At 54.0% G+C, this 13,281-nt stretch carries 10 protein-coding genes and 2 pseudogenes; 9 read left to right on the top strand and 3 right to left on the bottom strand.

Features of this window, described 5'->3' with window-relative positions:
* Positions 1-247 precede the first annotated feature (247 nt).
* The gene (locus tag HK24_RS05785; RefSeq protein ID WP_086633684.1) at positions 248-868 is read right to left on the bottom strand and encodes a 2-hydroxychromene-2-carboxylate isomerase; all 621 of its coding nucleotides are present in this window, start codon (positions 866-868) and stop codon (positions 248-250) included.
* Between the two features lie 203 nt (positions 869-1,071).
* On the opposite strand from HK24_RS05785, the gene HK24_RS05780 reads away from it, so the two are divergent.
* The 9 genes from HK24_RS05780 to HK24_RS05740 are packed head-to-tail and all read left to right on the top strand — an operon-like array spanning position 1,072 to position 12,228.
* Positions 1,072-3,459, top strand: a complete 2,388-nt coding sequence (locus tag HK24_RS05780) for a TonB-dependent receptor (protein ID WP_086633683.1) — start codon at positions 1,072-1,074, stop codon at positions 3,457-3,459.
* A 4-nt stretch (positions 3,460-3,463) separates the two neighbouring features.
* Complete coding sequence (locus HK24_RS05775; protein ID WP_086633682.1) at positions 3,464-4,450, top strand: LysR family transcriptional regulator; 987 nt, start codon at positions 3,464-3,466, stop codon at positions 4,448-4,450.
* Positions 4,434-5,921: an NAD(P)-binding domain-containing protein gene (locus HK24_RS05770; RefSeq protein WP_086633681.1), complete on the top strand. Its 1,488-nt coding sequence runs from the start codon at positions 4,434-4,436 to the stop codon at positions 5,919-5,921. Before HK24_RS05775 ends, HK24_RS05770 begins: the two co-directional genes overlap by 17 nt.
* Complete coding sequence (locus HK24_RS05765; protein WP_086633680.1) at positions 5,918-6,922, top strand: membrane dipeptidase; 1,005 nt, start codon at positions 5,918-5,920, stop codon at positions 6,920-6,922. The genes HK24_RS05770 and HK24_RS05765 overlap by 4 nt, the downstream gene beginning before the upstream one ends.
* A gap of 8 nt (positions 6,923-6,930) precedes the next feature.
* Complete coding sequence (locus tag HK24_RS05760; RefSeq protein ID WP_233126133.1) at positions 6,931-7,992, top strand: extracellular solute-binding protein; 1,062 nt, start codon at positions 6,931-6,933, stop codon at positions 7,990-7,992.
* A complete protein-coding gene (locus tag HK24_RS05755; RefSeq protein WP_086633678.1) occupies positions 7,985-9,091 on the top strand; it encodes an ABC transporter ATP-binding protein in 1,107 nt (368 codons plus the stop codon). The genes HK24_RS05760 and HK24_RS05755 overlap by 8 nt, the downstream gene beginning before the upstream one ends.
* Positions 9,088-9,939: an ABC transporter permease gene (locus HK24_RS05750; RefSeq protein ID WP_086633677.1), complete on the top strand. Its 852-nt coding sequence runs from the start codon at positions 9,088-9,090 to the stop codon at positions 9,937-9,939. Before HK24_RS05755 ends, HK24_RS05750 begins: the two co-directional genes overlap by 4 nt.
* Complete coding sequence (locus HK24_RS05745; protein ID WP_233126132.1) at positions 9,936-10,733, top strand: ABC transporter permease; 798 nt, start codon at positions 9,936-9,938, stop codon at positions 10,731-10,733. The genes HK24_RS05750 and HK24_RS05745 overlap by 4 nt, the downstream gene beginning before the upstream one ends.
* A 19-nt stretch (positions 10,734-10,752) precedes the next feature.
* A complete protein-coding gene (locus HK24_RS05740; protein ID WP_233126131.1) occupies positions 10,753-12,228 on the top strand; it encodes a carboxylesterase/lipase family protein in 1,476 nt (491 codons plus the stop codon).
* A 56-nt stretch (positions 12,229-12,284) separates the two neighbouring features.
* Here HK24_RS05740 and HK24_RS05735 read toward each other — a convergent pair.
* A pseudogene (locus tag HK24_RS05735) lies at positions 12,285-12,523 on the bottom strand (IS5/IS1182 family transposase); the annotation flags it as partial.
* 156 nt (positions 12,524-12,679) lie between these two features.
* Positions 12,680-13,008 (bottom strand): annotated as a pseudogene (locus HK24_RS05730) (ABC transporter permease subunit); the annotation flags it as partial.
* Positions 13,009-13,281 lie beyond the last annotated feature (273 nt).

Here is a 13,281-nt window from a genome sequence, read left to right as displayed (position 1 = left end):
TGCTTGCTGTCCTACAGATACAAAGTGAATCAGATCTCAGGCAGACCGTATAGGCCTTTTGTCAACGCGACCTAAAAAGCTGTTGCCAGATGCATGAAACAGCGGCGTAAGCCACGTATGCGGGTGGTCGTCGCTATAACACGTCATATTATCAGAGCTGCGAATTCTGTCCTCAAAACAGGCCTGTCGTGGCGTCTTGGTTCCACTCCTCAAACACGATTACTGAGGTAAGAGACATATTCTCGTTTCAACATCTCCCACGAATTTTTCGTTGCACAAAGTCCAGTCTGTCTTGCCCCCAGAACAGTTCGTTTCCAACGACGTAAGTAGGAGTACCAAAGATACCAAGCTGTTCTGCGTCAGACAGGTTTTTTTCCCATACAGCGTACACTTCTGGCGTTTGGGAAAAGACTAAGAGTTCTTTGGTGTCGCAATGGAGTACGTTTTCAACAATACCCTCAAGCGTATTCGTATCTGCGATATCCTGATCATGGGCCCATAATGCGGATTGAATCGCCCACGACAAAGCGACATCGTCATAGCCTTTGAGACCCGCGGCAATAACAAGACAAGCCGCATACTCTATAGTTCTGCAGGGATAATATTTCGGTTTCAGATTAAGCGGAATATCCAGAAACTTCCGCCAGCGGGTCAATTCAACCACATGATAATTCTGCCGGGCAGTGGGGCGCTCCCGCAAAGGGATTCCGCCATTACTCTGGATGATCCGAATTGGTCGGAGCACAAGTGATACGCCTTCCGACCGAGCAATTTCACGCAGCTTTGGCATCCCAAGATAAGCCCATGGCGACGAGATTCCATAAAAAACCTGGATCGTCCCCACGTTCGATGGCTGCTCGTCGGTCATTTTTGTTCCTTACGTTGACAATATGAAAGAGTGATCGTGAATAAGAATGAGTTTAGATCATTAATCTCGTTGCGTCATGCGATAACATTATATACGACTCAGTGAGTAGCTTATGGCAATAAACTCTTTAATATAGTGATTAATGAGTTCAGCCAAAATGCGAATGGGCCTGTTTCCTCCAACCTTTTCGTCCGGATTCCGCCATGTCCGCATCTCGTGAGTTTCCAGCACTTCTGACCCTCCTTCTGCTGACATTAGGGGGCACTGCTCAGGCTGCAGATGAGCAACCGTCCGATCATGACGTCATGCATAGACAGCCCATTCCTTCCCGCGTGCCGAAGAAGGCGACCGCAACGCGCGCGCCTGTACCGATCAGCAAAGCGGAAGAAATTCACGTCAGAACAGAGACGCTCTCCGCAGGTGTGACCAATACGACACCGGGCGGAGGCCTCATGCCGGTTCAGACAGTTCCACGCATGCAGAGCGGGGTTACACGAGACTATATTGCGAAGCAGTCCCCGACCACGAACACACTTAACTTGCTTCAGATGTCCCCAGGGGCTGTTGTAGCCAATTCTGATCCCCTGGGTCTCGCGGACCATACGAGCATTACCGTTCGTGGTCTGGACCAGACAGAAATCGGTCTGGTGTTTGAGGGAATGCCCGCAGGCGATCCCATTTATGGGATCGCTGATACGTCCGAATGGGCAGATACGGAAAATATTGGTCGTGTCGATTTGGCGCAGGGAAGCAGCGACATTGCCGCTCCGGTCTATAATGCGGGTGGTGGCCAGATTACCGAAACGTTGCTGGACCCCAGTCACAAAGCCAGCGCACTGTTATCGCTTTCAGGCGGCACGCATGCGACGAACAAGGATTTTTTGCGTCTGGATAGTGGAGAAATCGGCCATTCCGGTGTCCGGGCATTCATGTCTGGTTCGTATACCCGCAACAATAACTGGCGCGGGCCAGGAACGAACCGTCGCTACCATGTCGATTCCAAAGCGGTAAAAGAATGGGGCGCAGACAATCGAGCCTCAGCAGTCTTTACCTGGAATACGATTGACGAATCCCCAACACGATATCTGTCTCTTGCGCAATGGAAGCAGTACGGAAAATCCTACAATTATTCTGGCGAATATACCCCAGGCAGCACAACCTATTACCGACTCTATCAATATAAGCGCTCTTCAATGATGATCAGCGCTCCAAGCCACTTTACGCTTGCAAAAGGTCTGACGGCTGATATCGCCCCCTACTATCAGTGGATGAGCGGGTCGGTCCCAAGTGGGACGACCCTGACACCTGGAAGCCTGTATCTTGGCAACCAGTCTGCGGGAACCGTCAGCTTCCCTACGCTCTATAACGGGAAAGCTGTGGCCGCAGCAATTGCAGGCTCCAACAGCTTCAATACGGGCTTCTCAGGTCATTTCACGCTGAAGACAGGCGTAAATACTCTCAAGGTTGGTTACTGGTACAGCAATCTGACCAAAAACTCCCTCTACGATTACTCTCCTGTCAGTGCGGCAGGTGACATCATCAATAATAATATCCGCACTCAAAACGGCTCCATCCTGGCGACCAAGAATTTCCACATGATGCAGCAGGTCAATGGCTTCTTCATTGAGGACGGGTTGTCTCTACTGAATCATCGGCTTGATCTGACCGCTGGGTTCAAAGCTGTGCTTCTGGCACGATCCGGAACAAACAACATTCCAGGTGCGACCTATCGTTGGGGAACAAATAGCGCAGTTCCGCTGCCGCGTTTCGAGGCCAGCTACAAGATTGACAAAAACAATCAGATTTTCATCGACGCGGTAACAAATTTCCACGCACCAATGTCAGACGTACCGTATTATGACGCTTTCAGTGTCTCGACCGGAAAGATATCGACGGCTGGAAAAACTGACCTCAAGAATGAATACTCCATTTCCGAAGAAATTGGATATCGTCATACTGGTCTTATCAATGCCTCCATTGGCTTCTTCAACTACAATTTCACAAACCGGCAGATTTCGACATCCGTTTATGTTGATGGCGCATTGACGACAAACCTCATCAATGCAGGCGGCCAAACGACGCGCGGAGCGCAGGTCGAGATTTCCCTTCGTCCCTGGCATCATTTGAGCCCATACGTTTCGGGGCAGTATCTCCATGCAACGATCGACAACAACCTTGCTGTTGGAAACGATCTTCTCCCAACCAAAGGGAAGAGTGCAATTCTGACACCGAAATTTTCGGCATCTGCAGGCATATCTTATGATGACGGTCAGTTTTTCGGCAACGTATTCTTCAATTACGTTGATTCACAATACTCAACGTTTATGAATGATGAGAGTATCCCCGCTTACAAGACGGCCAATATGACGCTGGGGTACCGCATGAAGACTTACCACTTCATCCATCGCCCGACGATCCAGCTGAATCTTGTGAACCTCGGTGATAGCAACTACCTGTCCAGCGCCTATACGGTTCGGACAAATGCCAAGACCACAAAAGGTATTTATGGGACGTCCATCGCAGGCACTGCACCCAGCTATTATCTCGGGGGTGGATTTGCAGCGGTAACATCAATCACCCTCGGATTTTGAAACCATGATTACAGGACGTCAGATCGAAGCCTTTCATGCTGTCTTTTCGATCGGCAGCATGACAGGCGCGGCACGTCATCTCGGGCGCACGCAGTCTGCTGTCAGCCGTCTCATTATGGAACTGGAAAAAGCACTTGGCTTTACCCTTTTCGAGCGGAACGGGACGCGGCTGCATGCTACGCAGGAAGCACGGCTCCTTTATGATGAGGTCAAGCGCTCCTTCATCGGACTGAAGAACATTGAGGAGAAAGCCAGACAAATCGCTGCAGGTGGAAACCATCGCCGGATTACATGCGGCGCCACATCTGCACTCTCTGGCGGTCTTGTTCCCCGGGCCATCTCCGGTCTGATGCAATGCAGTTCAGACATTTCAATGTCTTTCAAAGGCATGCCAGCCGATGAGGTCGTCCGCTCCGTGACGGATGGCAGTGTTGATGTCGGTCTGGCGACCCTGCCCATCGACGATACCAATCTGCACATTCACTGGATTGGAGAAGCATCCTGTGTGGCCGTTCTGCATGAGGATCACCCTCTTGCCCAATCCGACAGCCTTTCTCTTCGTCAACTGCATACCCAGCAGGTTCTGACCGTAGGAAATCCCTTTCGGCTGCGACGTACGATCGACGCAGCTCTTCAGGCATCCGGGAACAGCTCGTTCACCAGGATAGAAACCAATACATCCCTGAATGCTGTCATGAGTGCCCGTGAGGAACTGGGAGTGGCCATTGTAGAGCCTGTAACAGCCTACGGCATTCCCATTGGCGGTACGGTCGTGCGGCCTATTGTGGAACATATTCCCTGGGCGTGGAGCGTGTTGACACCGGCGTTTTCGGCAGCTGATAGCGGCATTCTGCGCTTCATCGAACAGATCGAAATTACAGCGCGTGCCCTTTTGCCAGATTTCATCCGGCACCCACCCGAAGCGCTCGAAAAACTTCACACACGCCTTTTTCAGACCGAGCCAGGAGCACCAGATGCCAAAAGGAATTGAGGCCACCACAACAGCGCCAGCGCTCGATCTTCAGGAGCTTGAAGCCCGTATTCGCCGCGATCTGGATTATCTGAACCTCCCGGCAAAGCCATGGGTGCTTCCGCTCCATGATGCGCCTGAACCAACCTATGACATGGTGGTCATCGGCGCAGGCATGATCGGGCTCGCGGCGACTGCGGCTCTACGGCTTCGTGGCATCAGTTCAATCATCTGCCTTGATCGCGCTCCTGAAGGCACAGAAGGCCCATGGGTCACCTACGGCCGCATGGTGACACTCCGTACAGCGAAATCTGCCTGCGGCCCGGCTTTGGGCATTCCCAGCCTGACGTTTCGCGCCTGGTTTGAAGCGCAGTTCGGTAACGCGGCGTGGGAACGCCTAAACAAAATTCCACGCGCACAGTGGATGGATTACCTCATCTGGTATCGACGCATTCTGGATCTACCAGTTCGTAACGGAATGGACGTCACAGATATTGCCCCGCAGGACGATGGGCTCATCAGGGTTACAGTGCGAGGAGAAAGCACTCCAGTTTTGGCCCGACGCGTTATACTGGCAACAGGAATAGACGGACTGGGCGCCCCATCCCTTCCTTCTGTTGCCAGTGGGATCTCCTCCCGGTTCTGCGCCCACTCCGCCGATATGATCGATTTCACAGCGCTTGCTGGAAAGCGTGTTGGGGTCGTAGGAGCAGGCGCCTCTGCAATGGACAACGCTGCGAGCGCTCTGGAGGCTGGCGCTGCTGGCGTTGACCTTTTCGTCCGTCGCGAAGCCCTCCCAAGTGTGGACAAGTTCACCGGGATCAGCAGTGATGGGCTGGTCATGGGATATGTTGGCCTGCCAGACGCAGTAAAATGGGAGATGATGCGCCTTGGGCTTGATGCGCCAGTCCCTCCCCCACGCGACAGTACGCGCCGGGTTTTCAGGCACAAGAATGCAAGACTGCATGTGAATGCCCCCCTGCTCTCGGTCGAAGAAACAGCATCTGCGTTAACCGTCACAACGCCTCATGGTGAAACGGAGCTGGATTTTCTGATTTTTGCGACCGGTTTTTCCTGTGACGTTACATCTCGACCAGAACTTTCCTCATTTGCGTCCAAGATCAGCCTCTGGGACGATCATTATACGCCTCCAGCCGGAGAAGAGAGTAAATCTCTCGGCCAATCTCCGTATCTGGCACCGGATTTTTCGTTCGTTGCACGCGAAGACAGTGACAAAGAGCCGTTATCCCGGATTTATTGTCTGTGCTTTGCCTCTGTGCTGAGCCATGGCAAGCTCACGAGTGGCGCACCCGCGATGGATGAGGCTGTTCAAAGGCTGGTCCATGGTGTCGCAGCATCTTTCCTGCGCGAAAACAGCCAGGACTGGCTGAATATTTTCCGTGAGTTCGACCGACCAGAACTCCTTGGGGATGAATGGCACCCCGAACAGATTGTCAACGGCACATCCACAAAGGTGAAGAGTAACGCATGACCGAGGATTCCTTTCAGCTGCACCAACGCAGCATCGTGATTGATGGCCTTCAGACCTGTGCCTGGAGCCGCGAAATCTTTGAACAGATGCGTGCCGGCGGCCTGACCGTTGTCAATGCTGCGTCCCTGCTGTGGGAGAACTTCAGTGAGGGCATGGCGTATGTCCGAACCTGGGAGCGGCACTTTGCTGAAAATGCAGATCTGATCATCCCAATCCGCTCCGTCGCGGATATCGAGACCGCCAAACGCACCAATCGCACAGGGATCAGTATCGGCTGGCAGAACACGTCCCCATTGGAAGACCGTCTGGATTATGTACGGCTTTTCAAACTGCTGGGCGTCAATACCATGCAGTTGACCTACAACACCCAGAACTATTCAGGCGCTGGCTATCTTGAAGAACGTGATAGTGGCCTGACAGGCTTCGGACGCGAGGTTCTTCATGAAATGAACCGCCATGGCGTGCTGTGCGATCTAAGTCACGTAGGCGACCTGACGTCAGCCGACGTGATTGAGCATTCCCGACGCCCGGTCTGTATTTCACATGTGCTGCCACGCGCGCTTCGCGATGTGAAACGCAACAAGCCAGATCATCTGTTCCGGGCCTGTGCTGAAAAAGGCGGCATCGTGGGTGTCAGCCTGTTCTCTCCCGGATTGCGTGCGGGGAATGATGCGACAATCGATGATTATCTGGATGCCATGACGCATGTCCTGAACATCGTGGGTGAAGACCACATTGCGATGGGTACCGATTTCAGTACAGGACATCCCCGCCCTGGCCCGTGGCTGCTTTGGGCGAACCGGGACAAGGGATATGGACGTCAGCTGACAGAATTTGGCCGTACCACGATCCGCAAGCCAGCGGGCTTTGCCAGCATCCCAGAAACACCCAACCTGACAGCCGCGATGATGCGCCGTGGGTGGTCCACAGGGCTAATCGAGAAAATTCTCGGACAGAACTGGCTGCGCCTGTATCGCGACACATGGACACCAGAGGTCTGACGCGGCTCATGCCAACCGCTCCCCACTTCACGACGCGCCGCAAGGTTCTTGGCGGTCTGGCAACACTGCCCGCATGGCGACATGCACGGGCGGCGGATGGCGATCTGGAATTGTCGGTAGCCGGCTTTCATGGACCGTTCCAGAAAGCATTTCAGGCCATCGTGATCAACAGTTTCGAACGCGCCATGCCGGGCGTCCGCGTGACGTACCGTCCCATCATCAATTCTGCACAGCTTCTTGCAGCGCTACGGCTGGAACGGGAAGCACCCCAGATTGATGTCGCCATTGCGGATGTATCGGTCGCTATTCTTGCCAAACAGGAAGGATTGACTTCCATTTTACGGGAAGAAGAGATTCCGAGCCTGCGCGACATTCCAGACTGGGGACGCTTCGATGCCATGAATGGCGTCGCATTCTCACGGGATAATCTGTCGCTCATTTATGACAGCCGTGTTCTGACGCGTCCTCCGGAAAGCTGGCGTGAACTTGGACGGCCCGATTTGACGGACCAGATCGCCATGCCTGTCGAGGATACGCGTGGCGTTGTACTCCTTCCGCTTCTGACCCGCATGGCCGGAGGGGACTACAGGCAGAGCATCGAGCCGGGACTGGCCCTCATGCGGCAGTTTTCCCCCTATGTCGCGACCTGGAACGCACAGCCCGACATTTACACCCTGACGCTGGCCCAGACGATTGCCCTGGGTGTCGGATGGAACGGCCGTGGTCAGATGCTTGCACGGGACAATCCGGATACGCTGCGTGCTGTCGTTCCATCTGAAGGCAGCGTCGCGCAGATCAATACGCTTAATCTGACGGCCCCTCCGCAACGCACCAGACTGGCGCAGGCCTTCATTGAACATGCACTGTCCCCGGACGTGCAGACAGCCTTTGCGAATGTCGCGTTTTATGGGCCTGTAAACCGTCAGGTTGTGCTGTCAGACGAGACATCCGAAGCAATTTTCGGCCGACCAGAGACAGCACGCCGTGAAATGCATCTCGACTGGGGCTTCGTTAGCCAGCACTACAATAGCTGGATCCGCCGTATTCAACGTGAGGTCATCAGTGGCTGAAACAGACTCAACACCAGCCTATCTCTCCGTCAGCGGCTTCACTAGGCAATTTCCGGGCGCAGACAGGCGTTCCGTCGATGACGTCAGCTTTACGTTGAAACGCGGGCAGATGCTGACCTTGCTGGGCCCTTCCGGATGCGGAAAAACCACCCTGCTCCGCATGATTGCAGGCCTTACCCCGGTCGATTTAGGACAGTTGCACGTTGCGGGGCGTCAGATGACGGAAACCCCTCTTCACGCACGCAACATGGGAATGGTATTTCAATCCTATGCCCTGTTTCCTCACCTCTCCGTCGCCCGCAATATCAGTTTTGGCCTGGATGTCCGGGGGATCAAAGGGGAAGAGAGCCGGCGGCGTGTAGCGGAACTGGTCTCTCTCATGCACCTGACCGGGCTGGAGAACAGGCGCATCACCGAACTCTCCGGCGGACAACGGCAGCGAGTGGCACTGGCGCGGGCGCTTGCCATCGAACCTGACATTCTCATGCTGGATGAGCCGCTGGCCAATCTTGATATCCGGTTGCGCGATACGGTGCGCACGGAAATTCGTGCGCTCCAGCAACGCCTTGGGATCACAGCCATCTTTGTCACGCATGATCAGGACGAAGCTCTGTCCATTGCGGATCAGGTCGCCGTCATGTCGGAAGGACGCCTCCAACAGTTTGGCACACCGGCAGATCTGTATACTCGTCCTGCAAACCGGTTCGTGGCCTCTTTCGTGGGACGCAGCAACTTCATCGAGGCTGTATGGGTCGATAGCAAACGTATCCATGCGGAAGGCATCGGCACACTGTTCATTGGCTTTTCCGAAGGCTGGAAAGGTCGCAGAACCCTCTTGATCCGCCCCCATCGCATCAGACTGGGCAACAGTCTCGAAACATGCTGCCAGGGTGTGGTCGAAAACGTTGTTTATACGGGTGAACGTCGAACTTATCTGGTCCGTGTCGGGTATGTAACGCTCACCGTTGAACAGCAGGAAGATCAGGGTCAACCAGCCCAGATGGGAGACATCGTTGACCTGTATTGGCAGGCCAGCGACATGTCAGTCCTTCAGGAGCCTGTCTCCGATGCCCTCACTTCAGGCCATCCAAGTTCATGAGGGTGCCTGTCAGAAAACAGCCGTCCTGGCTGCAGGCTCTGCTCATCCTTCCGGGTGTTGCGGCCCTTGTCGTGACATTCGTCTTCCCGCTCCTCTGGCTGGCCAAGACGTCTCTCCAGCCTACGACCGGACATACACTCTCCCTCCACGCCTATGTCCGACTCTTCGAGGACAGTTTTTACTGGTGGGTCATTGGGCGCACGATTTTCATTGGGCTGCTCTGTGTTGTCATTACCGTCCCAATGGCTTTTCCCGTCGCGCTTTTCCTTGCCCGGTCGCAAAGCCGCTGGCGAGGCACCCTGACAGCGCTGGCCATTGCTCCCCTCCTGACATCCACAGTCATCCGGACCTACGGCTGGATGGTCATCCTCGGGCGGCATGGCCTCATTAACACGACCCTCGTGTGGGCTGGCATTCTGGCGCAGCCCACACGATTGGATAACGGTCCCTTTGCCACGGTTGTCGCGCTGGTGGAGATCCTGCTGCCTTATGGCATTATTTCCATCCTCAGCCACCTGAGCCGTCTGGATGCGGAGCTTGAACAGGCGGCCTCCCTCCTCGGGGCACGTCGCCTTCAGGTCTTCTGGCGCGTCTTGCTGCCTCTCTCCCTGCCAGGACTGATGACAGCCTCGCTGCTTGTCTTCGTTCTCGCAATCAGCTCACTCGTGACACCTCAGTTGATGGGCGGAGGGCGCGTCTTTGTCCTTGCAACAGAAATCTTCAATCAGACGACCATAGCTCTGGACTGGCCATTTGCCGGTGCCCTGTCCATTACCCTCCTGGCCTTTTTCGGAATATTCGTGGCGCTCTATCAGAGAATTCTTCAGCGCGTGGAGAGCCAGTCATGAAACAAGACCGAACCGTCAGGATGGCGTGGCATCTTCTGATTGGCCTGATTTACCTGTTCCTGCTCGCACCATTGATTATCGTGCTGATCGTGTCGTTCGATACACGTCCCTACCTCAGCTTTCCACCCGCGAGCTTCTCCCTGATTTCATATGCCAGGGTGCTGCATAACCCCCTTTTCCTTCAGGCTGGAAAAACCAGTCTGTTAATCGGAGGATGCTCTGCGGGGCTCTCCCTGATTGTGGGGACGAGCGCGGCTTTTGCACTGGTGCGAGGCCACTTCCCGGGACGGAAAAGCGTGCAGTGGTTCTTTCTTTCTCCAATGCTGATGCCCCATATCGTGCTGGCGGTCGGACTGATGATGACCCTGCAACCGCTTGGCCTCCTGGACACGCTGACAGGATTGATTCTGGCCCATATCAGCATCACACTGCCCTATACGACGCGCATTGTGTCCTCCGGGATTGCACAGTTGGACCGCACACTAGAAGAAGCCGCTCGCATTCACGGCGCTTCGCCCTGGCAGAGTTTCTGCCGTGTCATTCTACCCGCACTCAGGCCACACCTCATCACCGGATTTCTGATCGCATTCCTGTTTTCCTTCGACGAAGCCGTTATCGCCCTGTTCATTGCAGGCCATAGAGCCGTTACGCTGCCACTCGCCATCTATCAGTACATCCAGTTCCGGACGGACCCGCAGGTCGCGTCGCTCTCAGTCCTCGTGGTGCTCCTCAGTCTGGTACCCATCATCATCATTGAACGTCTGATCAATCTTCGTCGGGCCGTCGGCGGATAAAGCAGTGAAGGAACCTCTCATGACGCAGATTATGATCGAAAGTGGCGCGATAGAAGGCTTCACAGAAAACGGAATTCTGACATTCCTGAGCGTTCCCTATGCCGCCCCTATTGTTCCTGGAAATCGGTTCGCAGCACCTCAGGACGTTGCACCCTGGACCGGTGTGAGATCCGCTCACCGCCTTGGTGCCGTCTGCCCACAGATCCCAACCTATGGACCTGTTGGGAAAGGGGCCACATCCATGCTGGATGCCGGTGAGGATTTTCTAACCCTCAATATCCGTAGTCCAGCCCGGGAGGGAAAAGCTCCCGTTCTTGTCTGGCTACACGGAGGCGGATACGCCGTCGGTTCTGGAAACGAACCACTCCTTCAGACAGGTGCCTTCGCAGCTAGCGGAATTGTTGAAGTAACTCTCAATTACAGATTGGGAGCACTGGGATTTTTAAGTCTGGATGCCGCACCCGAAAACCGCGGGCTACTTGATATCATCAAGGCTTTGGAGTGGGTTCAAAAGCATATCGCCCTCTTTGGGGGAGACCCCGAACGCGTCACTCTGGCCGGGCGATCTGCGGGTGGATTTGCCGTTTCCACTCTTATGGCCATGCCTGCGGCAAAAGGATTGTTCTCCCGGACCATGATCCAGTCCGGAGCTACCCCGGCGGTACTACCATACAAAGACGCACGCCTGACGACACAACGCTTTCTCAAACGTCTCGGCCAGCCATCACTTCAAATCCTCGAAGAGATACCCATTCATCAGCTTCTCGCTGCTCAGCGAGAGATCTGCAATGAATCCTACGAACAGCATGACTTCACTCGAGACGGGCGAGTGACAATTGTAGGAATTCCCTTCCAGCCAGTCATTGACGCTGCGTCCTTACCCCTTGATCCAGAAACAGCCGCTGTCCAAGGACTGGTAACGCAGGTTCCAGTTATGATCGGCACGACATCGGCGGAATATCTGTCCCATTCCAGCGTGCACTCGCATCTCACATTTACAGATACTGCGCGCTTACTGGACCCAAGAGTACAGCCTCTCGGCCTGAGTGGGACGGATATCGTGAACCGCTATCGGGATGCCCTGCCCCACCATGACCCTCTAGGAATATGGCGTGCAGTCGCAGGGGATCTTGTCTTTCAAAACCCGACGACCCGCTACGCCCTTGCACTGAGCAAACTTCAGCCCGTCCACAAATATCTTTTCGGCGACATCGGTCCCAATGAAACGGGGGCCCCTCATGGCGCCGAACTGGCAAACGTATGGTGGCGGAAAGGCTATAAGAGAACGAACTTACCCGCAAGATATCAAGATGTTGATCAAGAGATTTCGCGTATCATACATAATATTTGGAAAGAATTTATTTCGATAGAAGAACAAAAAGAAATAAGATGGAAGGCGTTTTCCACCGAGAATAAGGCCACCTTGTCCATTACAAGGGACGGTGCGGCGATTGGCACAGACCTATTTTACCCAAGGGTTTGCCTTTGGAGTTGATAGATTTCCATCTGAGATGCTATCTGTTAAGTGAATGTTTGCATTAAATATAGGACTCATAGCCAGAAGATGACGGTCGGGCATCTGTCGTAGCAGGTTGCGACCTGCCACCAGTCCTTGAGCCTTCCGAACATAATCTCGATGCGGTTGCAGCGTTTATATTTCCGCTTGTCGTATTTACTCGGTTCCCCGCGAAATTTCCGTTCTGGAATGCAGGGTTTGACCCCTTTTTCTTACAAAGCGCATCGCTAAGCCAGTCCGCGGCATACTCACGACCTCTCAGCAGCCATTGGGCAGGAAAAGACTGTTCAAAAGGGCAGCGGATGTCTATTTTCCTCATCACCTGTGTAAAGCGTCGTATTCATGCCATCTTTGATGCGTCAAATTATCTACTCGTCCGCGAGCCATCTTCCGATCAGCATCCGTCATCTTGTGGTTATATACTCTGAGACTAACGATTATATGCTTTCAAACGTGCAGAAAATATATTCCCGCACAACTGAACGATAATCGTCAATGCAACAAGAATACTCACGACCCATAACATCATGACAGTATTAAATCTTTGATATCCGTATCTAATTGTCAGATCTCCCAGCCCCCCTGCACCAACAACACCTGCCATGGCGGACGCCACTGATCAGGCTAACCAGTGTCACTGGTCAAGCCAGAAACCAGACCAGGCAATGCCTCCGGGATGAGCACAGAGCGCAAGACTTTTGCTCGTGTTGCACCCATTGCGCGAACAGCATCGATTAATTCTGGACTCACCCGGAGGGATCGAAGAACGGTTGGTTGATGCGCTTGGCTCACGATTTAAGGCTTTTGGCGATTTGATTGACGGTTCTTTGGGTCGCTTTTGATCTGCGTTTTGAGCAGATCGGGGACTGCCGCCCCGCTGAATGACTACGCGCTCGCACTCAATCTTTCGAGGAAGAGAAGACGGCGCATATTATAGACGATATTGGCCAGTCCGATCCTCATGGTGGCCCGGGTGATACCGAAAGTTCGGATGAACAGTCCCGTCTGTGATTTCTGGTCAGCAAAGACGTG

This window comes from Gluconobacter sp. DsW_058 (genome assembly GCF_002153615.1).
Classification (GTDB): domain Bacteria; phylum Pseudomonadota; class Alphaproteobacteria; order Acetobacterales; family Acetobacteraceae; genus Gluconobacter; species Gluconobacter cerinus.
This window is presented reverse-complemented; position numbering and strand designations above follow the sequence as displayed.

Bases quoted from the DNA above. Each gene is read 5' to 3' on its own strand.
- HK24_RS05785 (WP_086633684.1), bottom strand. From the start codon at position 868: ATGACCGACGAGCAGCCATCGAACGTGGGGACGATCCAGGTTTTTTAT.
- HK24_RS05780 (WP_086633683.1), top strand. From the start codon at position 1,072: ATGTCCGCATCTCGTGAGTTTCCAGCACTTCTGACCCTCCTTCTGCTG.
- HK24_RS05775 (WP_086633682.1), top strand. From the start codon at position 3,464: ATGATTACAGGACGTCAGATCGAAGCCTTTCATGCTGTCTTTTCGATC.
- HK24_RS05770 (WP_086633681.1), top strand. From the start codon at position 4,434: ATGCCAAAAGGAATTGAGGCCACCACAACAGCGCCAGCGCTCGATCTT.
- HK24_RS05765 (WP_086633680.1), top strand. From the start codon at position 5,918: ATGACCGAGGATTCCTTTCAGCTGCACCAACGCAGCATCGTGATTGAT.
- HK24_RS05760 (WP_233126133.1), top strand. From the start codon at position 6,931: ATGCCAACCGCTCCCCACTTCACGACGCGCCGCAAGGTTCTTGGCGGT.
- HK24_RS05750 (WP_086633677.1), top strand. From the start codon at position 9,088: ATGAGGGTGCCTGTCAGAAAACAGCCGTCCTGGCTGCAGGCTCTGCTC.
- HK24_RS05745 (WP_233126132.1), top strand. From the start codon at position 9,936: ATGAAACAAGACCGAACCGTCAGGATGGCGTGGCATCTTCTGATTGGC.
- HK24_RS05740 (WP_233126131.1), top strand. From the start codon at position 10,753: ATGACGCAGATTATGATCGAAAGTGGCGCGATAGAAGGCTTCACAGAA.